Raw genomic sequence first — 22,711 nt, 5'->3', positions numbered from 1 at the left:
CCGCCGGCCGATGGCGTGTCGCGGCGGTCGTACCGAGGGCGGAGGCCCCGGACCTGCTCGTTCAGGTCCGGGGCCTCCGCCCTTCCTCGGCGTCAGGCGGTCTCGGCCGCCGGGCGCTCGGTGTAGATGTCCGGCTCCAGGTAGATGACCCGGGCGATCGGGACGGCGGCGCGGATGCGCTCCTCGGCCGCGTTGATCGCGGTGGCGACCTCGGCGGCGGTGTCGCCGCCCTGGACGCCGATCTTGGCCGCGACCAGCAGCTCCTCGGGGCCGAGGTGCAGGGTGCGCATGTGGATGAGGCGGGTGACGGTGTCGCCGTCGACGATCGCGGCCTCGATCTTCTTCACCTCGTCGATCCCCGCCGCCTCGCCGAGGAGCAGCGACTTGGTCTCGGCGGCGAGCACGATCGCGATGAGGACGAGCAGCACGCCGATGCAGACCGTGCCGATGCCGTCCCAGACGCCGTTGCCGGTCAGCAGCGCCAGGCCGACGCCGCCGAGGGCGAGGACGAGGCCGATGAGGGCGCCGAGGTCCTCCAGGAGGACGACGGGCAGCTCGGGGGCCTTGGCCCGGCGCACGAACTCCTTCCAGGACAGCGAGCCGCGGAGCTGGTTCGACTCCTTGATCGCGGTCCGGAACGAGAAGGACTCCGCGACGATCGCGAAGAGGAGGACGCCGACCGGCCAGTACCAGGCCTCGATCGCGTGCGGGTGCTTGATCTTCTCGTAGCCCTCGTAGATGGCGAACATGCCGCCGACGGAGAAGAGCACGATGGAGACGAGGAAGGCGTAGATGTACCGCTCGCGGCCGTAGCCGAAGGGGTGCTGCGGGGTGGCCTCGCGCTGGGCGCGCTTGCCGCCGAGGAGGAGCAGCCCCTGGTTGCCGGAGTCGGCCAGGGAGTGCACCGACTCGGCGAGCATCGAGGACGAACCGCTGAAGAGGAACGCCACGAACTTGGCTACGGCGATCGCGAGGTTGGCGGCGAGCGCCGCCACGATCGCCTTGGTTCCGCCTGACGCGCTCATGGGTCTACGTGTTCCCTTCGTCGCTGCTACGGGCCGCGGTGCCGCCGCCCTACTGCCGTCGTTCGGCCGGTCATTGTCGCATCAGGCCACGACGGTGGCACGGAAGAGCGTTCCGGCGCCGGACAGTTCGGTCGTTTCGCCCGCCGGGACGAAGACCGACTCGCCGGGCGCGAGCGCGGCCCCGTTCACGACGGGGCGGCCGGCGGTGCCGAGCAGGATCTGCGGAGTCGCGGTGGTGAGCGCGGTGGGGGCGGCGCCCTCGGGGCGTACGAAACGGGAGAGGCGGAACTCGTCGATGGGGGTCTCGTAGACCTCCTCCCCCGCCGGGGACGCCTCCGGGCGCAGGATGCCCGGCTCCATCGGCTCGAAGCGGACCACCCGAAGGAGTTCCGGCACGTCGACGTGCTTGGGGGTGAGGCCGCAGCGCAGCACGTTGTCGGAGTTGGCCATGATCTCGACGCCGAGGCCGTCGAGGTAGGCGTGCGGCACCCCGGCACCCAGGAAGAGGGCCTCGCCGGGCTGGAGGGTCACCTGGTTGAGCAGCATGGCCGCGATGACGCCGGGGTCGTTGGGGTAGTGGTGGGCGATCTGGGCGTACGTGGCGTACGCGCCGCCCAGCCGGCCCGCCGCGGCGGCGGCTTCGGCGACGGTGGGGGCCAGCTCCTCGCGGTCGGCGGTGAGGAGCGCCGTCAGGACCTCGCGCAGCGCGGCCTCGGCGGGCTGGGCGCGCAGGAGGTCGACGTACGGCTTGAGGGTGTCGACGCCGAGCGCGGCGAGCGTGTCGGCCGCGTCGAGCGAGTCGCGGAAGCCGCACAGGCCGTGGAAGCGGGTGAGCGCGCAGATCAGCTCGGGCTTGTGGTTGGCGTCCTTGTAGTTGCGGTGCGGGGCGTCGAGCGGGACGCCCTCGGCCTCCTCTGCGGCGAAGCCCTCGCGGGCCTGGGTGAGGTCGGGGTGGACCTGGAGGGAGAGGGGGGCGCCGGCGGCGAGGATCTTGAACAGGAAGGGGAGGTGCGGGCCGAACTTCTCGACGGCCGCCGGGCCCAGTTCGCGTACGGGGTCGGCGTCGACGACCTCGTTGAGGGGGCCCCGGTCGGTGCGGGAGGGGGCGCCGGGGTGGGCCCCCATCCACATCTCGGCCTGGGGCTCGCCGGTGGGGGCGAGGCCGAGCAGTTCCGGGATGGCCGTCGTCGATCCCCAGGCGTAGGGGCGGACGGTGTTGGCGAGGCGGTCCATGGGGCTTCCAGCTCTTTTCAGTGCGATGGGTGCGGTGATGGACGTGGGGGCCGTGGGGACTGCGGGGGCTGCGGGGGCTGCGGGGGCTGCGGGGGCTGCGGGGGCTGCGGGGACTTTGAGGTCTGGGGGATCTGTGGGGTCTGTGGGGTCTGTGGGGTCTTGGGGGGTGTACAGGGGGCTGTGGGGTCTGTGCGAGGACTTCTGTGGGGTCCGTGCGGTCCTGCCGGTTCTGTCTACCGGGGCCGTGGGGACGTCAAGGGGCCGCCGCGGGGCGGCCCGGTGAAGGGCCGGGGCCGTGGCGGGTGACGTGGACGGTGCGGGGGCCGTACGGGGTGGTGGGCGCGGGGCGGGTCATGGTGCCGGGGTGGTCAGCGGGGGGAGAGGCCCGCGGAGGCGAGGGAGAGGTAGACGGCGGCGAAGTCGGTCACCGCGAGGAGTTCGGCCAGCGCCTCCAGCGCCGTGCCCTCCTCCGGCTCCAGCTCGCTCAGGGCCGTGCCGTGGCCGAGGACGAGCTCGCGGGCCGCGGGCGCGGCGCTGAGGGCGCCGGTCTCCGGGTCCACCGGGCTCTCGGGGCCGGGGCTCTCCGGGGGCGGCGGCGTGCCCTCCGCCCGGTCCGGCCCGGCCGCGGCCGCCCGGCCCCGGCTCGTGGCGCGGTCGCGGAGCAGGACCACCCGGGCGCGCAGGGCCTGCGGCTCGTCGACGCGGTCGCGGAAGAAGTCGTCGGGGTCGGCGCCCGCCGCGTAGTCCCCCGCCAGCAGGACGCCGTGGGCCGGCATGGCCTCCGGGAGCTCGGCGGCGAGGGCGGGCAGGCCGGCCAGTTCGGCGAGGACGGCGGCGAAGCGGCGGCCGGCCGGGCCCGCGGCCGGGCCCTCGGTCCAGATCAGCGGGAGCGCGTCGGCGAGTTCGGCGGCCAGGGTCTTGGCCGGGTTGCCGTAGGTCGCGATGGCGGGGCCGCAGCGCTCCGCCGTGCGGTCCAGGCGGTCGGCGACCTGCTCCAGGGCCTCCGGCGGGGCCTCGACGAGGCCGACGCGGTCCAGCAGCGCGAGGAGCGGGGTGAACAGGGCCCAGAGCGCGCCGGGGCTCGCGGCGAGCGTCTCGCCGTACTCCGGGACGGTCTCGTGCGGGGCCATGGCCATGGGCACGAGCAGGCCGTGGGAGCGGCCGACGGCCTCGGCGAGCGGGGAGGACTTCGGGGCGACTCCGACGACGGTGATGCCTCGGCGGTACGCCTGCTCGGCGAGGAGCGCGAGGCCCGGTTCGGAGCCGTCCGTCGTCGGGATGAGCAGCAGGTCCACGGAGCCGGCCCAGCCGGGCAGGGCCCAGCGCAGGGCGCCGGCCGCGGGGGCGACGCCGGTGGGGGCGAGGCGGATGACCGGGCTGGCCGCGCCGGCGAGGGCGCCGACGAGGTCCGCGACGCCGGCGGCCGCGGTGCCGGGGCCCGCGACGAGGACGGCGCGCGGGCGGCCCTCGGGGCGGAGCTCCGCGATGCCGGCCTCGGTGGCGTGCCGGGCGGCGGTCCTGACCCGGGCGCCCGCCTCGGCGGCGCCGCGGAGCAGGCCGCGGCGGTCGGCGAGGGCCAGGGCTTCCGGATCGTCGAGGAGCGTCTCGTCGAGCATGTCGCGGCCTCCGGTCGTCGGAGCGGGGCCGGCCGGTGTCGGCCGGCGTGGTCTTCCCCCGGGCTCCCCGTCACCCGTCGCGCGGGCCCCGGGTCGCCCCGTCACCCGTCGCGCGCGGCACGGGTCTTCCCCGTGCGCGCGGCACGGGCCTTCCCGTTACGCGGGGCGGCGGGCCTCGTCGACGAGGAGGACCGGGATGCCGTCGCGGACCGGGTACGCCAGGCCGCAGTCGGCCGCCGTGCAGACCAGCTCCGGGTTCTCGTCCGCCGTCCGGTCATCGAGGGGGGCGTGGCAGGCCGGGCAGGCCAGGATCTCCAGGAGGCCGGCTTCGAGCTGCGGCATGTCGGGTCCCTTCGGGGCGGGCGTTTCTGCGGTCTCGGGCCAGGTCAGCCTACCGCCGGGAGCGGGGGGTGTGCGGTCGGCGGTCCGGTGGGGACGGAAGGGCGGGGACGGGCGGGCGACGGCGGGGACGGGCGTGCGACGGCGGGGCGGGGGGAACCGGGTCTCCCCGCCCCGCCGTCGGCTACCCGCCCCGTCGTCGGCTAACCCCGTACGAGCTTGAGGACCTCGTCGCGGAGTTCGGTCATCGTGGGCTCGGTGCGGGCCTCGATGTTGAGGCGGAGGAGGGGCTCCGTGTTGGAGGCGCGGAGGTTGAACCACCAGTCGGCGGCGGTGACGGTCAGGCCGTCGAGGTCGTCCAGGGTGACGCCGTCGCGGCCCTCGTAGGCCTCGCGGACGGCGGCGAGCCGGCCGGCCTGGTCGTCGACGGTGGAGTTGATCTCGCCGGAGGCCGCGTAGCGGTCGTAGGCGGCGACCAGGGACGACAGCGGGCCGTCCTGGCCGCCGAGGGCGGCGAGGACGTGGAGCGCGGCGAGCATCCCGGTGTCCGCGTTCCAGAAGTCCTTGAAGTAGTAGTGCGCGGAGTGCTCGCCGCCGAAGACGGCGCCGGTCTTCGCCATCTCCTCCTTGATGAAGGAGTGGCCCACGCGGGTGCGGACGGGCGTGCCGCCGTTCTCGCGGACGACCTCGGGGACGGACCAGGAGGTGATCAGGTTGTGGATGACCGTGCCGCCCGGGTTCTTGGCGAGTTCGCGCGCGGCGACGAGGGCGGTGATGGCCGACGGGGAGACCGGGTCGCCGTTCTCGTCGACGACGAAGCAGCGGTCGGCGTCGCCGTCGAAGGCAAGGCCGAGGTCGGCGCCCTCGGCGCGGACGCGGGCCTGGAGGTCGACGATGTTCTTCGGGTCGAGGGGGTTGGCCTCGTGGTTCGGGAAGGTGCCGTCGAGCTCGAAGTACATCGGGACGACGTCGAGCGGCAGGCCGTCGAAGACGGTGGGGACGGTGTGGCCGCCCATGCCGTTGCCCGCGTCCACCACGACCTTGAGGGGGCGGATCGCCGACAGGTCGACGAGGGAGAGCAGGTGGGCCGCGTAGTCGGCCAGGGTCTCGCGCTCGGTGACCGTGCCCTCGGCGGGGGCCGCCGCCGGGGCGCCCTCGTCCGACCAGCGCTCGACGAGCTCGCGGATCTCGCCGAGGCCGGTGTCCTGGCCGACCGGGGCGGCGCCGGCGCGGCACAGCTTGATGCCGTTGTACCGGGCCGGGTTGTGCGAGGCGGTGAACATGGCGCCCGGCAGGTGCAGCGCGCCGGAGGCGTAGTACAGCTGGTCCGTGGAGCAGAGGCCGATCAGCGTGACGTCCGCGCCCTGGCGGGCCGCGCCTCGGGCGAACGCGGCGGACAGGCCCGGCGAGGAGGGGCGCATGTCGTGCCCGATGACGATCGCCTCGGCGTCCGTCACCTTCACGAAGGCCGCTCCGAAGAGTTCGGCGAGCCCCTCGTCCCACTGATCCGGCACCACCCCGCGGACGTCGTACGCCTTCACGATCTGCGACAGGTCAGCAGCCACGGATCAACCCTCCTGAAGTCTCGGCAACACCGACGCGCGGAATGCGGCGCGCGTGCGGAACGCCCAAACTACCCGGGAAGGGACCTTGATCAGTTTTCGGGGAGTCAGTTCTCCGGGGAGCGGAGCACCCGGAGGTGGCCCCGGCGGCCGACCTCCATGGGGTCGCCGCCGCGTCCGCCGCCCTTGCCGCCGGCCTCGGCCGCGCGCTCCTGGGGGCGGGCCGCCTCGCGGACCGCGTTGGCGAGGGCTTCGAGGTCGTCGCCGCTGGGGCGGGCGGGGGCGGAACCGTCGGTGAGCCGCACGACCTCCCAGCCGCGCGGGGCGGTGAGGCGCTCGCTGTGCTCGGCGCACAGGTCGTAACAGTGGGGCTCGGCGTAGGTGGCGAGCGGGCCGAGGACCGCGGTCGAGTCGGCATAGACGTACGTCAGTGTCGCGACGGCAGGCCGGCCGCACGCAGTGCGCGAACAGCGACGTACAGGGCTCACGACGTTGGACGGTACCGCACTCTTGAGCGGGCCGCGACGACTCTCCCCCAGGTCACTCCACCGTGTCGTGGTGTGACGTCCGCCACGGGACCGTTCCGGGCGCCCTTTCCGACCTGCGGAAGGGCCGTGGCGCACCGGGCGCGGCGGCGCGAGTTCCGGACATCGCGGCGTACCGATTCGGTCAGTCACGGCCGAATGGCCGATCACGGGCGACCCGGAAATCGAGCCCTCGTGTGGCCGGAACGTTCGGGTCCCGGCAGTCCCGCCGGCCGGGACGGGGTCCGGGAGCGGTCGAGGCGAGCTCGGGGAACACCGGAGAGAGTTACGCTGCGTCAGTGACCGAACCCACCAGCAGCAAGGACAGCCCCGCGCCCCGGGTGCGGCGCCGCGACCGGCACGGCCGGGGGATGCGGGGGCCGGTCGCCCCGCCGCAGGTGCCGCTGTCGGCGAGCCGGGCGGACACCTTCCGGGATCTGGTGCTGGACTCCGTGGAGCGGCTGGAGCGGCGCTGGCCGCAGCTCGCCGATGTGGAGTTCCTGGTCATGGAGGTCCCGCCGACGGTCGCGGGCGAGGCCGTGGTGGCGCTGGGCGGGTCGGCGCCGGCCGAGAAGGACGAGCCGGCCCGGGTGGTGGTCTACCGGCGGCCGGTGGAGATCCGCTCCAAGAGCCGCGACGAGCGGGCGCTGCTGGTCCACGAGGTGGTGGTGGAGCAGGTGGCCGAGCTGCTGGGGCTCTCCCCCGAGTCCGTGGATCCGCGGTACGGGCAGGACGAGCAGGACTGAGACCCCCGGGGCCCGGGCCCCGGGCCCCGGGGGCCGGGTCCGGGGGCCGCACCACTCTTACGGGAGCCCCGCACCACCCGTACGGGGTGCGGGGGCGCTCAGTCGTCCAGGACCGACAGGTCCTGCCGGGCGAGGGGGACGATGACGCTGCTGCGGTCGTCCTCGAAGTTCTGGATGGTGAACATGGGGATGCCGTCGCGCGGCAGCTCCAGCATCCGGGAGCCGTGGACGGGGCCGCCCGAGAGGCGCTCGACGGTCAGCGCGTAGCTGCCCTTCAGGCCCTCGGGGACGGGTGCCGGGAGCGCGGTGGTCGTGCCGGCCTTGAGGGTGAGCTTCTTGGTGACCGGGGTGCCGCCCTCGGAGCCCGCCGAGGCGGTGATCATGACCTCGGCGGCGGCGCCGGGGGCGGTCAGGGAGAGCGTGGAGCCCTTGGCGCGGTTGTCGGCGACGGTCGCGCGGCCCTCGATGGCGCCGGCCGCCGGGATGAAGGCGACCTCCTGCCGGTCGCCCTTGCCCCGGACGACCTGGAGCGCGGCGACGACGGGCGTCGGCTTCTTCGGGTCGGACGGGGTCAGCAGGAGCGAGCCGGGCTCGCCGCGCATGAGGTCCTTGAGGTCGGCGGCGGCGGTCATGCCCGACTTGACGTGCAGGGAGGTGGCGCTGGCCGGGACGATCGCGCCGGTCGGGGTGACCAGCTGGATCTTCAGGTCGGCGTCGTCGTCGCCCGGCGCGAAGGCGACCAGCCGTACGGAGGTGGCGTCGGCGGGGATGCCGGGCAGCACGGCGGTGGCGGAGGGGTCGGCGGAGGCGGGCAGCCAGTCGCTGCCGAGCTTGTCGTCGGCGGAGCCGATGAGGGCGCCGACCCGTCCGCTGCGGGTGCTCACGTGGACCGTGACGTCCTGCTGGGCCGCCTCGCCGGTGAGGGTGGGCAGCAGCACCGGGACGGTGGAGCGGGCGGGGACCGGGATGCCCTCGGTGATCTGGGACTTGAGGACGCCCTCGGGGCCGTACAGCTCGATGTCGACGACGGCGGCGCTGTCGTCGGGGTTGGTGAGGTGGACGTAGTCCTGGCGCTGCTTCGCGGTGGAGGCGGCCGGGAACCAGAAGTCGGTGTCGGGGGCGGTGCAGGAGGTGCCGAGCAGTCCTCGGGCGCCGCCGGCGGGGTTGACCGTGGTCTGCTGGACGGTCCAGCCGGGGGCGAGGACGCCGTTCGCGGTGCCGGTGAGGGCGGGCGCGGTGGCGCCGTCGGCCTCGGCGGTGACGGGGGTGCCGGGCTTGGTGACGGGCGCGGGCGCCTTGGGCGCCTTGGGCTTCTTGGCGGCCGTGTCGCCCGGGGTGGCGGCGGTGGCGGCGGGCTTGAGCTCGGCGCGGGCCTCGGTGCCGCCGCCGGTCTCGCTGGTGCGGCCCTTGCCGGTGCCGGGCGGGGTGTACGCGGTGTACCGGGTCTCCGCGACCTCGGACAGGCTCGGGGCGGGGCAGAGCAGGCTGGAGCGCTCCACGGGCAGCCGGGCGGGGGCCTGGGCGGCCGGGGCGGCGGTGCCGTCGGGGGCGGTCAGGGAGGCGACGCCGGTGACGGCGGCGAGGGCGGTGGCGACCGCGATCAGGGAGAGGGTCGTGCGCTTCACTGGTGGCTGCTCCCGTCGGGACGCTGCTGCTGCTCGGGATCCTGGCCGGGCCGGCGGGCCGGGTCGTGTCCGTAGCCGTAGGGGTCGTAGACCGCCCCTTCCGCGTACGGCTGCTCCGCGTACGGCTGCTCCGCGTACGGGTCCTGGTAGGCCTGCTGCGGGTACGCCTGCTGCTCGTACGGCGAGGAGGACTGCTGCGGGTACTGCTGGGCGTAGGGGTCGTAGCCCTGCTCGGCGTACTGCTCGCCGTACTGCTGCTGCGGGTAGGCGTACGGGTCCTGGCCCTGGGGCTGCTGGTAGTAGCCGGCGGCCTCCGCGTACTGCGCCGGGGGCTGCTCGTAGCTCTCCTCGGCCGGTGGCGGCTCGTACGGCTGGGGCTCGTGCGTCTGCTGGGCGGGCACCGGGGCGGGGACGGGCTCCGGCGCGGCGGCGGTCTCGGCCGCCTCGGCCTCGGCCTCCGCGGCGGCGCGCAGGCGGCGGGCGCGGCGGCCGTCGCCCTCGGCCGCGGGCGCGGGGATGGCGAGCTCCTCCTCGGGCAGGTCGTCGTCGATGTCGCGGCGGCGGCCGGGGAGGGCGAGGACGAGCAGGACGACGGCGAGGCCGACCTGGGTCCAGATCCACACGGTGTGGGTGAGGGGCTGGTCGAAGGTGAGGTCGAGGCGGCCGCCCTCGGCGGGGAGGGTGAAGCCCTGGGCCCAGCCGTCGACGGTGACCGGGGTGAGCGGCTTGCCGTCGAGGGTGGCGGTCCAGCCCGCGTCGGCGCGGTCGGCGATCCGCAGCACGCGGCCGGCGGGGCCGGCCGGGACGGTGGTGTGGGCCTCGACGGGGCCGGCGGCGACGGCGACCGTCTTGGCGGCGCCGGTGGCGTCGGCGGGGGCGGCGCCCTTGGCGGTGCCGGGGACGATGGTGATCCGGGCGACCTCGCGGTCGACGCGCCACAGGGCGCTGCCGTCGAGCTGGCTGAGCCGGGAGAGGCCGGGGGTGGCGTCGAGGACGCGGCTCATGGAGCGCGGCGCGCCGTCGCGTACCAGGACGTAGCGGATCGCGAAGCCGGAGAGCTCCTGGGTCTGGTCGGCGCCGGAGCCGGCCACCAGGTGGGAGACGACCTCGTCGAGGCGGGGGTCGCCGCCGCCGGACGCGGCGAGCTCGGCGTCGCCGAGGCGGGCGCCGGAGCCGCGGACCAGGGTGTAGTCGACGCGGCCCGCGGCGCCGCCGCCGAGGACGAGGGTGCGGGCCTGGTCGCGGGTGCCGCTCTCCTCGGCGACGAAGGCGGGCACCTGGACCGGGTCGCGGCGGGTGAGCGGGCCGTCGGCGCCGCCGATCATCCAGCTCGCGGCGGCGACGAGGGGGCCGAGGGCGCAGGCGAGGGCGATGAGCGCGGCGACGGGCTGGCGCCAGCCGAAGCCGTGGGCGGCGACGCGGGTGCGGCCGCCCTCGGCGCCGATCATGCCGGCGGCGAGCAGGGCGGCGCCGTAGACGAGGGTGGCGGGGCCGGCCCAGCCGGTGCCGCCGGTGCCGTTGCCGAGGACGGCGAGGAGGAGTCCGGCGAGGGCGGCGGCCCAGGCGGCGCGGACGGCGAAGGCGCGCTCCTCGCGGAGCAGGGCGCCGAGGGCGGCGAGTACGAAGCCGAGGAGGACGAGTCCGCCGGTGGTGCCGGGGCCGCCCGGGCTGGTGCCGAGCAGGTCGAGGGCGGAGGCGGCGCCGGTGGGGATGGCGAGGCCGGCTTCGCCGAGCAGGTCGCGGGGGCTGGTCAGCAGCGAGAGCGACCAGGGGGCCAGGACGAGCAGCGGGGTGCCGACGGCGGCGAGGAAGCGCAGTCCGTACGCGGTGATGTCGTCGCGGCGGAGCACGAGCACGCCGAGGCCGAGGAGGGCGGCGAGCGGCCAGACCACCGGCGTGAACGCCATGGCGAGGGTGAGCAGGAAGGTGTACGCCCAGGTGGCGCGCCAGCTGCCGCGCTCGGTGCGGCCGAAGCCGTGGGCGGCGACGGCGGCGCGGGCGATCAGCGGGAGCAGGACCGCGAGGACGGCGGTGCCGAGCCGGCCGGTGGCGAGGGCGCCGGTGACGGCGGGCAGGAAGGCGTAGGCGACGGCGCCCCAGGCGCGCAGCAGCCGGGACTCGACGATGCCTCGGGAGGCGAAGTAGGCGGTGAAGCCGGCCAGCGGGACCGAGCAGACGAGCAGCAGGGTCAGCGCGAGGGAGGTGGAGCCGAGGAGGACGGCGGAGAGCGCGGCCAGCACGGCGAGGTAGGGCGGGGCGGTCTGGGTGCCGCCGCTGCCGATGGCGTGCCAGCCGTCGGCGTAGCGGGACCAGAGGGCGGAGACGGTGTCGGGGGCGGGCAGCAGGGCGCCGCCGGCGAGGGAGCCGCCGCCGAAGAGGCCCCGGCAGGCGACGAGGGAGACGACCAGCAGGACCGCGAAGAGCAGGGGGCCGGGCTTGCCGGCGACCTTCTTCAGGCGGGCGAACTGCTCGACCTCCATGAAGTCGGCGTCGTCGCCGCCGGGGCCCGACTCGACGGCGCCGTGGCGGGAGCCGGCGTCGGCTTCGTCGGCGCCGAAGTGGGAGGTGAGCTGCTCGGCGGCGGCGCGGATCGTGGCACCGGGCGGCGGGAACAGCGGGCGCAGTTCGCTCGCGGGGACGACCGGGTTCTTGCGGCGCTTGCGGGCGGCGAGGATCTTCTCGGGGCGCAGCAGGGTGGTGAGCAGGCCCATGATCTCGTCGACGGCCTGTCCGGGGGCCTTGCCGACGAGGTAGCCGAGGGTGCGCAGCACGGTGCCGACGACGAGCCGGACGAGGACGTACGGGAGGGCGGCGCCGCGGGTGTTGGCCAGCAGGGTGTAGACGGCGCCGGCCTTGTCGACGCGGTGCGGGTCGGCGGCGGTGCGGCCGGCGCAGTCGACGGTGCGGCGTTCGCGGGCGGAGGCCTCGGCGTGCCGCAGGACGGCGTCGGGGGCGACGAGGACGCGGTGGCCGGCGGCGTGGGCGCGCCAGCACAGGTCGACGTCGTCGCGCATGAGGGGCAGCCGGCGGTCGAAGCCGCCGAGCTCTTCGAAGACGTCGCGGCGGATGAGCATGCCGGCGCTGGAGACGGAGAGGACGGAGCGGACCTGGTCGTGCTGGCCCTGGTCCTGCTCGCGGCGGTCGAGTCCGGTCCAGCGGCGTCCGCTGCGGGCGATGGTGACGCCGGCTTCGAGGAGCTGCTTGCGGTCGTACCAGCCGCGCAGCTTGGGGCCGATGACGGCGGCGTCGGAGTCGGAGTCGGCGACGCGCAGGAGTTCGGCGAGGGCGCCGGGCTCGGGGGCGCAGTCGTCGTGGAGCAGCCAGAGCCACTGGACGGGCTCGCCGTGCGGGAGTTCGGGCAGCTCGTAGTTCTCGTCCTGCCAGGTCCTGCTGACCGGGTCCCAGCCGCTGGGGCGCTTGAGGTAGGACAGGTCCTCGGGTCCGAGCCTGGGCGCGGTGCGCGCGGCCTCCTCGACGGCGGTGCCGAAGCCGGTGCGGCGGGCGAGGTGGAGGACGCGGTCGGCGCCGAGGGCGTCGGCCAGGAGCTGTGCGGAGTCGTCGGCGCTGCCGGTGTCGGCGGCGACGGCGTTCTGTACGGGTCGTTCCTGGGCGAGCAGCCCGGCGAGGGCGTCCGGCAGCCAGCGGGCGCCGTCGTGGGCGACGAGCACGGCGGTGACGACGTGTCGCGGGAACTCAGGAGTTGAGGACATCGAGCTACGGGCCCTCCGGCCGGGGGTCGCCCCGCGAGGGGCGTGGGTGCGGTGCGTCTCGGACGGAGGCCCACACTAACGGCTGGCACGACGACGGTCCGCCGCCTGTGGACAGAGCACAGGATGCGGACCGTTCGTTGTGTACGTCTTTGTCTGCGGCTCCGCGCGCGGCTCGGCGGGTGGCCTCGCGTGGGGTGCGCGCGGTGGTCCGGCGGTGGCCGGATTCAGACGGCGGCCTTCTTGAGGCGGCGGCGCTCCCGCTCGGAGAGGCCGCCCCAGATGCCGAAGCGTTCGTCGTTCTGCAGCGCGTATTCGAGGCACTCGGAGCGGACCTCGCAGGCGAGGCAGACCTTCTTGGCCTCGCGCGTCGAGCCGCCCTTCTCGGGAAAGAAGGACTCGGGGTCGGTCTGGGCGCACAGCGCGCGCTCCTGCCAGCCGAGTTCCTCTTCCGCGTCCTCGACCAGCAGTTCCTGGAACGTCTCGGTCATCTGCGCCCCTCGTCTGTCTTTGCTTCCCCGTGTTGTTGCCGCTACCGAATCCGGCCGAACGACACGAGTGAAATTACAAGTTCGTGCTCTGTGCGAGTCAAGCCGAGATCTGCTATTGGGCCCCGTATTCACTCTGCGGAACCAAACGTATACGGAAAGTGTTCAAATCACCAAAAAACGTGACACTTGCCATCGGCCTGACTCATCGTCGCGTCCTCATAGAGAAGGACGAACGAGACGCGGATCCTGTTGCGATCCGGCCACGGAAGCGATCCTGATCACAGTCTGATCACGGGATCCCCGCCACGTTTACGGACGCGACTGCTGCGCCATGTGTCCTGGTCACGCGCTGCACAAACCTTTCTCCGGGCACAGTAACCGGATGAGGTGAAACATTAGCCCCAAATCGGGCATTGAGTTGACAGTCGGGTGTCCCTCCCTCCACTTTGGTGCCATGCCAGCGACCTCAGCGCCCTTCGCGACCCACGCCCGTGGGTTCCGCGGCGCTGCCTGGGAAAGCTGTCGCTGTTGCTGTCCCTGCTGTTGACGTTGCCGACCGCCGTCTGACGCGCGCGTCCCACCGCAGCGCTCCGGCACCCCCTCCGCGGCCTCCCGCCGCGCGTCCGCGGCCCCCGCGCCGCCCCCGCGACACCTCCCCCGCATCGCGACACCCCAGCACTTCTGCCGAGGAACCACCGCACCCATGAACATGGACAGCGACCTTCAGATCGCCGGCGACATCCTTGAGGTCCCGCACCTCCTGCAGCCCGCCCGCGAGCACCCCGCCACCGTCGCCGAGTTCGCCGGTCTCGCCCGCGAGATCGCCGCCGACCGCGCCGCATGGGCCCCGTACGTCGAGTACGACGCCACCACCCGCTGGTACCACCGTCTGCGCACCGGACCCGGCTACGAGGTCTGGCTGCTCTCCTGGCTGCCCGGACAGGGCAGCGGCGGCCACGACCACGGCGCCTCCTCCGGCGTCCTCACCGTCCTCCAGGGCGAGCTGACGGAGCGTACGGAGCGCGGCGTACGCGCCGTCGGCGCCGGCGCCCAGCGCGTCTTCGCGCCCGGCTACGTCCACGAGGTCACCAACGACTCCCTCGAACCGGCCGTCAGCCTGCACGTCTACTACCCCGGCCTCACCGAGATGCCGATGCACGAGTCGCTGCGCGCGCAGTGCGCCCCGGCGGCCCCGGGAGTCGTACCCGCCTGACAGACTGCTGCCCATGCGCATTGTGGTTCTGGCCGGTGGCATCGGTGGTGCCCGCTTCCTTCGCGGCCTCAAGCAGGCCGCGCCGGACGCGGAGATCACGGTCGTCGGCAACACCGGTGACGACATCCACCTCTTCGGCCTCAAGGTCTGCCCCGACCTCGACACCGTGATGTACACCCTCGGCGGTGGCATCAACGAGGAGCAGGGCTGGGGCCGCGAGGACGAGTCCTTCGCCGTCAAGGAGGAGCTGGCGGCGTACGGGGTCGGGCCCGAGTGGTTCGGCCTCGGCGACCGCGACTTCGCCACCCACATCGTCCGTACCCAGATGCTGGGCGCCGGCTACCCGCTCAGCGCCGTCACCGAGGCGCTGTGCGCCCGCTGGGAGCCCGGCGTCCGGCTGCTGCCGATGTCCGACGACCGGGTCGAGACGCACGTGGCGATCGACGTGGACGGCGAGCGGAAGGCCGTGCACTTCCAGGAGTACTGGGTGAAGCTGCGCGCCTCCGTGGACGCGCACGCCGTCGTGCCCGTCGGCGCCGAGCAGGCGAAGCCCGCGCCCGGCGTCCTGGAGGCGATCGCCGACGCCGACGTCATCCTCTTCCCGCCGTCCAACCCGGTCGTGTCCGTGGGCACGATCCTCGCCGTGCCCGGCATCCGCGAGGCCGTCGCCGGCGCGCCCGCGCCGGTCGTCGGCCTCTCCCCCATCGTCGGCGACGCGCCCGTGCGCGGCATGGCCGACAAGGTGCTCGCGGCGGTCGGCGTGGACGCCACCGCCGCCGCCGTGGCGAAGCACTACGGCCCCAAGCTGGTCGGCGGCTGGCTCGTCGACACCGTCGACGCGGACGCGGTCGCCGAGGTCGAGGCGGCGGGCATCCGCTGCCGCGCGGTGCCGCTGATGATGACCGACCTGGACGCCACGGCCGCGATGGCCCGCGAGGCGCTGGCACTCGCCGAGGCGGTCCGGGACGCCGGGACGGGCCACGGGGACGCCGGGGCCGGCGCGTGACCGGGGGGCCCGACGCCGGCGGGGCGGCCCGCTACGAGGTGTGGGCGCTCGACGGGCTGCCGGAGGTCGCGGCCGGGGACGACCTCGCCAAGCTGATCGCCGCCGTCTCGCCGGGGCTGCTCGACGGGGACGTCCTCATCGTCACCTCGAAGATCGTGAGCAAGGCGGAGGGGCGGGTGATCGCCGCCGACGACCGCGAGGCGGCGATCGACGCCGAGACCGTACGGGTCGTCGCCCGGCGCGGGACGCTGCGGATCGTGCAGAACCGGCAGGGGCTCGTCATGGCCGCCGCCGGGGTGGACGCCTCCAACACCCCCGCCGGGACGGTGCTGCTGCTGCCCGAGGACCCGGACGCCTCGGCCCGCCGGATCCGCGCGGGGCTGCGCGAGGCGCTCGGCGTGGACGTGGGCGTGGTCGTCACCGACACCTTCGGGCGGCCCTGGCGCGGCGGGCTCACCGACGTCGCCATCGGCGCGGCCGGGGTGCGGGTCCTGGACGACCTGCGGGGCGTCACCGACTCCCACGGCAACGAGCTGAACGTGACCGTGGTCGCCACCGGCGACGAGCTCGCCGCCGCGGGCGACCTGGTCAAGGGCAAGGCCGCCGGGCGGCCCGTCGCCGTCGTGCGCGGGCTCGCCCACCTGGTCGCGGGCGACGAGGAGCCGGGCGGCCGGGCGCTGGTGCGCAACGCCGCCGACGACATGTTCCGGCTCGGCACCTCGGAGGCGGTCCGTGAGGCGGTGACGCTGCGGCGCACCGTACGGGAGTTCACCGACGACCCGGTCGACCCCGGGGCGGTCCGGCGGGCCGTCGCCGCCGCCGTCACGGCGCCCGCGCCGCACCACACCACCCCGTGGCGCTTCGTGCTGCTCGAATCGGCCGCCTCCCGGCTGCGGCTGCTCGACGCCATGCGGGACGCGTGGATCGCGGACCTGCGCGCCGACGGAAAGCCGGAGGAGTCCATCGCCCGGCGGGTGCGCCGCGGCGACGTGCTGCGGAACGCCCCGTATCTGATCGTGCCCTGCCTGGTCACGGACGGCGCGCACCACTACGGGGACCCGCGCCGGGACGCCGCCGAGCGCGAGATGTTCGTGGTCGCGGCGGGCGCGGGCGTGCAGAACCTGCTGGTCGCGCTGGCCGGGGAGCGGCTCGGCTCGGCGTGGGTGTCCTCGACGATGTTCTGCCGGGACGTCGTACGGGAGGTGCTCGGGCTGCCGGAGGACTGGGACCCGATGGGCGCGGTCGCCGTGGGGCGCCCGGCGGCGCCGCCGAAGGACCGCCCGGCGCGGCGGGCCGGGGCCTTCATCGAGGTGCGCTGAACGCGCCCCGCCTCACAGGCGGGTGATGTCGCCGGGCGTCATCCGGGGCGCCCGGCGGGGCGGCACCCGGCCGCTGAGCAGGATCAGGCGCGCGGCGCGGTGCCGCTGGCCCGCGTAGGGGGCCAGCAGCTCCAGCATGGCCGCGTCGTCGGCGGTGCGGTCGCCCGCGAGGGCCCAGCCGACGATGCCGGGCAGGTGGAGGTCGCCGGTGGTGACCTCGTCGGGGGCGCCGTTGCTGCGCTGGACGGTCTCGGCGGAGGTCCAGGGGCCGATGCCGGGGACCAGTTCCAGGCGGGCGCGGGCCGCCGCGGGGTCCATCGCGGCGGCCTCCTCCAGGCGGTTCGCCACCCGGGCGGCGCGCACGATCGTCGCGGAGCGCTTGCCGTCGACGTTGGCGCGGTGCCACTCCCAGGACGGGATCGTCGCCCAGCCCCGGGCGTCCGGCATCGCGTACATGCCCTCCGGGGCCGGGCCGGGGGCGGGCTCGCCGTACTTCCGCACCAGCAGCCGCCAGGACCGGTAGGCCTCGTCGGTCGTCACCTTCTGCTCCAGGACCGTCGGGATCAGCGACTCCAGCACCAGCCCGGTGCGGGTCAGCCGGAGGCCGGGGCGGGCCCGGTGCGTCGCGGCGAGGAGGCGGTGGCGGGGGACGAAGGCGGCCGGGTCGTCGGCCGCGCCGAGCAGGCCCGGCAGCCGGTCCAGCAGCCAGGGACCGCCGGGGCCCCATGCCTGGGCCCCGTCGGGGCGTACCCGCAGGGTGCCGGGGCCGTCGGGCGTCCGGCTGACCCGCCAGACGGAGCCGTCCCGGGTGACCCGGAAGGTGGGGTCGGCGGGGCCACGGCGGAGCGGGCCCAGGGTCAGGCCGAGGTCCAGGCCCAGGCCCAGGGCCACACCCGCGGGTCCGGCCTCGTCCGCCGGGGCGGGTACGGGGACGTGGCCGCCGCGCACGGTGGTGCGGGTGGAGGGGGCTGAGGGGGTCCCCGGGGACCCAGAGGTCCGAGAGGTCCCAGGAGTTCCAGAGGTCTCAGGAGTCCTAGGAGTCCCAGAGGTCCCAGGGGTGAAGCGGCCTGCCATGTCTACGAGCGTATCGGGGCGCGGGTCGGGACGAGGGCGTCGCCGGTCCCCGCCCGGCCGGCCGCCGCCCGCGCGCGGGCCCGGCGCCCGCCGGGGCTACTGGTCCGAGGAGAAGCGGACCGAGCCCGCCGGGAGGACGGCCTGGCACCAGACGCGGACGCCGTCGCGGAGTTCGTTGTCCGCGCCCACGTCCGCGCCGTCGCCGATGACCGCGCCGGTCAGCACCGTACGGGCGCCGACGCGGGCGCCCGCGCCGATCAGGGAGTCCGTGACGACGGCTCCGGGGGCGATCACCGCACCCTCCAGGACCGTCGAGCCCGAGATCCGGGCGCCCGCGCCGACGACCGCGCCGGGGCCCACGACCGTGCCGCCGGTCAGCTTCGCGTCCGCCGCGACCTCGGCCGTCTCCAGGACCAGCCGGTCGCCGCAGCGGCCCGGCACCGCCGGGGAGGGCGCGCGGCCCAGGACCAGGTCGGCGGAGCCCCGGACGAAGGCCTGCGGGGTGCCGAGGTCGAGCCAGTACGTGGAGTCGACCATGCCCTGGAGGTGGGCGCCGCCGGCCAGCAGCTCGGGGAAGGTCTCGCGCTCGACGGAGACCGGGCGGCCGGTCGGGATGGTGTCGATGACCGAGCGGCGGAAGACGTAGGCCCCCGCGTTGATCTGGTCCGTCACGATCTCCTCGGGCGTCTGCGGCTTCTCCAGGAAGGCCGTGACGCGGCCGGTGCCGTCCGTCGGGACCAGGCCGAAGGCGCGCGGGTCGTCGACCCGCGTGAGGTGCAGCGAGACGTCCGCGCCGGAGGACTCGTGGGTGGCCAGCAGGGCCCGGATGTCCAGCCCGGTGAGGATGTCGCCGTTGAAGACCAGGACCGGGGCGTCGGGGCCCGAGCGCAGGTGGGAGGCGGCGTTGCGGATCGCGCCGCCGGTGCCGAGCGGGTCGGTCTCGGTGACGTACTCGATGCTCAGGCCGAGCGCCGAGCCGTCCCCGAAGTACGGCTCGAAGACCTCCGCCAGGTACGAGGTGGCCAGCACGATGTGCTCGACGCCCGCCGCGCGGGCCCGCGCGAGCTGATGGGTCAGGAAGGGCACGCCCGCCGCCGGGACCATCGGCTTGGGCGTGTTGACCGTCAGGGGACGCAGGCGCGTGCCTTTACCGCCGACCAGGAGGATCGCTTCTGTCACCTGTACGTCTCTGCTTCCTGCTCGGGTCCGGTCTCGTCGCCCGGGAGGCACGTTTCGCCCGTCCGTACGATATGACCGGTCAGTCTAGGCAGACGGTGGAGCCCCCGGCCCCATCAGCGCCTCCCCTGGTACTTCGCCGACGCCGCGCGGGCCGTGCCGAGCTTTCCGTACAGGCGCGCGCCCGGACACTCGGTCGCGAAGCCGTCGCGGTGCCCGGCGATCGCGTGGAACCTGACTTTTCTGCCCTTCTTGTACAGGTTTCCGCCGCCGGAGGTGAGATACGTGTTGGCCCGCGGATTCACCCCGTACAGCCCGAGCTTCCACGCGGTCAGCCGTGCGACGGCGGTCACCGCGGCCGCCGGCGGGGTGGTGCCGCCGTAGCTGCCGAGCACCGCGATGCCCATGCTGTCGGTGTTGAAGCCGAGCGTGTGGGCGCCCATGACGGGCTTCGACACGCCCCCGGCGCGCCCCTCGTAGATGTTTCCGCACTTGTCGACGGCGAAGTTGTAGCCGAAGTCCCGCCAGCCGCTGCTCTTCACGTGGTAGCGGTAGATGCCGCGCAGCACGGACGGCGCCTGGCGGCAGGTGTAGCGGTTGCCGGTGGCACTGTGGTGGACGAAGACCGTCTTGATCGTCTTGGTGTAGACGAAGCCCTTCTCGCGCAGCCGCTCGTCCGCGCCCCACCCCTTGCGGGTGATGATCCTCGGGCGGGGACCGATGTACGGCTTCGCCGCGGCGGCCCCGGCGGGGAGCGCCGCCAGGGTCTGCGCGCGGGTCAGCGCCGGGAGCGCGAGCGGCGCGGCGGGCGCCCCGGCCGCCGGGAGCGAGCGGTCCTCGGTCCGGCCCCGCGACCCGGCCGCCGGTTCCGGGCCCGGGTCGACCAGCTCCAGGCGGAGGCCGGCGGGGAGCGGGGCGGCGGGCGCCTCGGCCGACCCGCCCTGCGGTCCGTCCGCCGTCCCCGCCGCCCTTCGCGCCTCCGGGCGTCCCTTCGGGCGTACCTCCGGGCGCACCTCCGGGCGTACGCGGATCTCGACGCCGTCCGAGTCGCCGACCCACAGCGGGGCGGTCGAGCCGCGCAGCGCGCGGGAGCGGCCCTCCGCGCTCTCGGGGTCGGCGCCGTGCTCGTCGTTGTGGGTCTCCACCGCCTGCCAGTCGGACCACACACCGCCTCCGGTCGCCCGGGTGCGGACCTCGACCGTGCCGCGCAGCGCGGTGTGGACGTCGTCCCACACCACGCCGACCAGGGAGAAGGGCCTGACGTCCCGTCGGGTCAGGCCCCGCCCGGCCGCGGCGGCGGAGCCCAGCGCCCGCCCGCGCGGGCCCGCGAGCGGTTCGAGCGGGAGCGACTGCGTCGAGCCGGCGGGCTCGGCGGCGGCCGCCGGCGCGGCGGACCCGGCGGGCTCGGCGGACCCGGCGGCGGGCCCCGCGGGCTCCGGTACGGCGCGGGCCGCGCTCGTGCCGTAGGACGCGGTCGGGAAGGCGCCGGTGGCGCCCGCCGGGGTCGCGAGGGAGAGCGGCAGGGCGAGCACCGCCGCGCAGCTGACGGCGATCGAGGAGACGAGGTTGGCACGCATGGGGCGATCGTCCGCACCCCGCGCGGGTTCCGCGCGCCGGGAATCCGCACGGAAACTGACGGCTCGTCGGGCCGACCGGTGGACCGGGTCACCGGTACGGCGGACCCGGCACCGCCCCGCGCGTACGCTTGCCCGCGTGAACGCCAGCGACCGCACCCCCGCCGACCTGCTGCGATCCGCGCTCGCCGCGGACCCGGCCCGCCCCTTGGTCACTTTCTACGACGACGCCACCGGTGAACGCGTGGAATTGTCGGTGGCCACCTTCGCCAATTGGGTGGCGAAGACGGCCAATCTGCTCCAGGGCGAGCTGTCCGCCGCCCCGGGCGACCGGCTCGCGCTGCTGCTGCCCGCGCACTGGCAGACCGCCGTCTGGCTGCTCGCCTGCTCGTCCGTCGGCGTCACGGCGGAGCTCGGCGGCGACCCGGCCGACGCCGACTACGTGGTCGCGGGGCCGGACGGCCTGGAGGCGGGCCTGGCCTGCTCGGGAGACCGGATCGCGCTCTCCCTCGCCCCGCTGGGCCGCCGCTTCCCGGCGCCGCCCGCGGGGTACGCGGACTACGCCGTGGAGGTCCCGGGACAGGGCGACCGGTTCGCCCCGTTCGTACCGGTTGATCCCGATGCGCCCGCCCTCCTCGTCGACGGTACGGAACTGACGGGCGCCCAGCTCGTCGAGCGCGCCCGCGCGGACGCCGCCGGGCTGGGACTCGGGGCCGGGGGCCGGCTGCTCAGCGGGCGCCCGTACGAGGGCTGGTCCGGGCTCTCCGCCGGGCTGTACGCCCCGCTGGCGGCCGGCGGCTCCGTGGTGCTGTGCCGGAACCTGGACCGGCTGGACGCGGACGGACTCGCCAAGCGGGTGGAGAGCGAGCGGGTGACCGTCACCCTCACCGACTGAGCCGCACGGCGGGCCGGGCGGCGCGGGGCGGGGCGGGGCGGGCACCACCGGCCCTCCCGCCCCACCCGACCCCGCCCGGCCCTCCCGGCCCGCCCAGCCCGCCTGGCCCCGCTCTCCCGTCCCCCTCCCGTCCCCCTCCCACCCGTCCGGCCTACCGACGCGCCGGGTACCCGGGTCCCGGCGGCGACTCCGGTACATGATCGGCCGGGGGGTATCGACGCCCTCCGCACAACCAAGCGCCGCGACCGCCCGTCTAGTTCTGCGAGACGACGCCCGCCCGGCGCGCCGGAGACGCCTTCGAGGACGGACGCACACGTGACGGACAGCACGGACAGCGCGGAGCCGCCGCCGCGGCGCAGCAGGCACTGGCTGCGCTGGACCGCTCTGGCCGTGGCGCTGGTCGTGCTGGCCGCGGCCGGGGTCGGCTGGTGGTTCTACCGCAAGCTGGACGCCAACATCACCACGGACACGACCGCCGAGGCCGAGCTCCTGAAGTACGAGAAGGAGCGCCCCTCCCCCGCCGTGAACGCGGCGCGGAACATCCTGCTGATCGGCTCCGACACCCGGGCCGGTGCCGGGAACGGGAAGTACGGGCAGGACGAGGGCAGCCAGCGCTCGGACACCACGATCCTGCTGCACCTCTCGGGCGGCGGCTCCTCGGCGACCGCCGTCTCCATCCCGCGCGACCTGATGACGACCGTCCCCAGCTGCGCCAAGCCGGACGGGACCCGGACCAAGGAGCAGTTCGCGCAGTTCAACTGGGCCTTCGAGTTCGGCGGCACGGCCTGCACGATCCGCACCCTGGAGAAGATGACCGGGATCCGGGTCGACCACCACATGGTGATCGACTTCCGGGGCTTCAAGAAGATGGTGGACGCGGTCGACGGGGTCGAGATCTGCCTCAAGGAGCCGATCGACGACGCCGACGCCCACCTGAAGCTGCCCGCCGGGCGCCAGACGCTCCACGGCGAACAGGCGCTCGGCTTCGTCCGGGCCCGCAAGTCGATCGGCAACGGCAGCGACACCGAGCGGATGGACCGCCAGCAGCAGTTCCTCGGCGCGCTGGTCAGCAAGGTGCAGAGCGACGGCGTGCTGCTCAACCCGACCCGGCTCTACCCGGTGCTCGACGCGGCCACCAAGTCGATCACGACCGACCCGGGGCTCGACTCGCTGCGGGACCTCTACGACCTGGCGCGGTCGATGCGGGCGATCCCGACGCAGAAGGTGCAGTTCCTGACGGTGCCCCGGCGCCCGTACACGCACAACGCGAATCGGGACGAACTAGTACAGCCGGACGCCGACCGGCTGTTCGCCGCGCTGCGCGCCGACAAGCCGGTGACCGTACGGCCCGGCGGCAACGAGAAGCCCGACCGGGCGGACGGCGGCCCGAGCCCCTCGGAGACCCCGTCCTTCGCCGGGCGGAACGCCGCGGAGGGGGGTTGCGCGGGATGACCTGGGAGGGCACGGAGTGACACGAATGGCAAAGCGGGACCCAAGGGGAGGGACGCGCAGCATGAGGTTTGAGCAAATTGCCCGGTTGTAAGGGGCGTGGAATTTGTCACGGACGTCGCCCCACGCTGAACTGG

At 75.0% G+C, this 22,711-nt stretch carries 18 protein-coding genes; 6 read left to right on the top strand and 12 right to left on the bottom strand.

Annotated features, from left to right (window positions below; genetic code table 11):
- Positions 1–92: 92 nt before the first annotated feature.
- The 6 genes from ACZ6J5_RS20850 to ACZ6J5_RS20825 form a co-directional block, all read right to left on the bottom strand.
- Entirely contained in the window at positions 93–1,025 is a 933-nt protein-coding gene (locus ACZ6J5_RS20850) for a cation diffusion facilitator family transporter (RefSeq protein WP_469393558.1), read from the bottom strand.
- A gap of 81 nt (positions 1,026–1,106) precedes the next feature.
- Complete coding sequence (gene manA, locus ACZ6J5_RS20845; RefSeq protein ID WP_469393556.1) at positions 1,107–2,258, bottom strand: mannose-6-phosphate isomerase, class I; 1,152 nt, start codon at positions 2,256–2,258, stop codon at positions 1,107–1,109.
- A 368-nt stretch (positions 2,259–2,626) separates the two neighbouring features.
- Positions 2,627–3,874 (bottom strand): SIS domain-containing protein, encoded by a 1,248-nt coding sequence (locus ACZ6J5_RS20840; protein ID WP_469393554.1) that lies wholly within the window; start codon positions 3,872–3,874, stop codon positions 2,627–2,629.
- 156 nt (positions 3,875–4,030) lie between these two features.
- A complete protein-coding gene (locus ACZ6J5_RS20835) occupies positions 4,031–4,216 on the bottom strand; it encodes a Trm112 family protein (protein WP_469393553.1) in 186 nt (61 codons plus the stop codon).
- A gap of 200 nt (positions 4,217–4,416) precedes the next feature.
- On the bottom strand, positions 4,417–5,778 hold the full coding sequence (locus ACZ6J5_RS20830) for a phosphomannomutase/phosphoglucomutase (RefSeq protein WP_469393551.1): 1,362 nt from the start codon (positions 5,776–5,778) through the stop codon (positions 4,417–4,419).
- A gap of 104 nt (positions 5,779–5,882) precedes the next feature.
- Positions 5,883–6,314: a DUF3499 domain-containing protein gene (locus ACZ6J5_RS20825; protein WP_123955190.1), complete on the bottom strand. Its 432-nt coding sequence runs from the start codon at positions 6,312–6,314 to the stop codon at positions 5,883–5,885.
- A 284-nt stretch (positions 6,315–6,598) separates the two neighbouring features.
- Between ACZ6J5_RS20825 and ACZ6J5_RS20820 the strand changes: the two genes are divergently transcribed.
- Positions 6,599–7,045, top strand: a complete 447-nt coding sequence (locus tag ACZ6J5_RS20820; RefSeq protein WP_469393549.1) for a metallopeptidase family protein — start codon at positions 6,599–6,601, stop codon at positions 7,043–7,045.
- 98 nt (positions 7,046–7,143) lie between these two features.
- Here the strand turns inward: ACZ6J5_RS20820 and ACZ6J5_RS20815 are convergent, their stop codons facing one another.
- The 3 genes from ACZ6J5_RS20815 to ACZ6J5_RS20805 form a co-directional block, all read right to left on the bottom strand.
- Entirely contained in the window at positions 7,144–8,670 is a 1,527-nt protein-coding gene (locus ACZ6J5_RS20815) for a DUF5719 family protein (RefSeq protein WP_469393547.1), read from the bottom strand.
- Positions 8,667–12,380 carry a glycosyltransferase family 2 protein gene (locus ACZ6J5_RS20810; protein ID WP_469393545.1) on the bottom strand — a complete coding sequence of 1,238 codons (3,714 nt, stop codon included), beginning with the start codon at positions 12,378–12,380 and terminating at the stop codon, positions 8,667–8,669. Before ACZ6J5_RS20810 ends, ACZ6J5_RS20815 begins: the two co-directional genes overlap by 4 nt.
- Before the next feature lie 224 nt (positions 12,381–12,604).
- Positions 12,605–12,868: a WhiB family transcriptional regulator gene (locus tag ACZ6J5_RS20805; RefSeq protein WP_046911872.1), complete on the bottom strand. Its 264-nt coding sequence runs from the start codon at positions 12,866–12,868 to the stop codon at positions 12,605–12,607.
- 703 nt (positions 12,869–13,571) lie between these two features.
- Between ACZ6J5_RS20805 and ACZ6J5_RS20800 the strand changes: the two genes are divergently transcribed.
- The 3 genes from ACZ6J5_RS20800 to ACZ6J5_RS20790 are packed head-to-tail and all read left to right on the top strand — an operon-like array spanning position 13,572 to position 16,406.
- Positions 13,572–14,081, top strand: coding sequence for a cysteine dioxygenase (locus tag ACZ6J5_RS20800; RefSeq protein WP_469393543.1), 510 nt, complete (start codon positions 13,572–13,574; stop codon positions 14,079–14,081).
- Between the two features lie 13 nt (positions 14,082–14,094).
- Positions 14,095–15,087: a 2-phospho-L-lactate transferase gene (cofD, locus tag ACZ6J5_RS20795; RefSeq protein WP_469393541.1), complete on the top strand. Its 993-nt coding sequence runs from the start codon at positions 14,095–14,097 to the stop codon at positions 15,085–15,087.
- Positions 15,084–16,406, top strand: coding sequence for a coenzyme F420-0:L-glutamate ligase (locus ACZ6J5_RS20790; protein ID WP_469393539.1), 1,323 nt, complete (start codon positions 15,084–15,086; stop codon positions 16,404–16,406). The genes cofD and ACZ6J5_RS20790 overlap by 4 nt, the downstream gene beginning before the upstream one ends.
- Positions 16,407–16,418: 12 nt before the next feature.
- Here ACZ6J5_RS20790 and ACZ6J5_RS20785 read toward each other — a convergent pair whose 3' ends face one another.
- The 3 genes from ACZ6J5_RS20785 to ACZ6J5_RS20775 all read right to left on the bottom strand — a co-directional run bounded on the left by ACZ6J5_RS20785 (position 16,419) and on the right by ACZ6J5_RS20775 (position 20,233).
- Positions 16,419–17,354 carry a DNA-3-methyladenine glycosylase family protein gene (locus tag ACZ6J5_RS20785; RefSeq protein WP_469393537.1) on the bottom strand — a complete coding sequence of 312 codons (936 nt, stop codon included), beginning with the start codon at positions 17,352–17,354 and terminating at the stop codon, positions 16,419–16,421.
- A gap of 222 nt (positions 17,355–17,576) precedes the next feature.
- Positions 17,577–18,659: a mannose-1-phosphate guanylyltransferase gene (gene manB / locus ACZ6J5_RS20780; protein WP_469393535.1), complete on the bottom strand. Its 1,083-nt coding sequence runs from the start codon at positions 18,657–18,659 to the stop codon at positions 17,577–17,579.
- A 113-nt stretch (positions 18,660–18,772) separates the two neighbouring features.
- Positions 18,773–20,233, bottom strand: coding sequence for a peptidoglycan recognition protein family protein (locus ACZ6J5_RS20775; protein WP_469393533.1), 1,461 nt, complete (start codon positions 20,231–20,233; stop codon positions 18,773–18,775).
- Between the two features lie 136 nt (positions 20,234–20,369).
- On the opposite strand from ACZ6J5_RS20775, the gene ACZ6J5_RS20770 reads away from it, so the two are divergent.
- On the top strand, positions 20,370–21,125 hold the full coding sequence (locus ACZ6J5_RS20770; protein ID WP_469393531.1) for a TIGR03089 family protein: 756 nt from the start codon (positions 20,370–20,372) through the stop codon (positions 21,123–21,125).
- 315 nt (positions 21,126–21,440) lie between these two features.
- Entirely contained in the window at positions 21,441–22,577 is a 1,137-nt protein-coding gene (locus ACZ6J5_RS20765) for an LCP family protein (protein ID WP_469393529.1), read from the top strand.
- The last annotated feature ends 134 nt before the right edge of the window (positions 22,578–22,711 follow it).

The organism is Streptomyces sp. NPDC042100, assembly GCF_055582325.1.
This window is presented reverse-complemented; position numbering and strand designations above follow the sequence as displayed.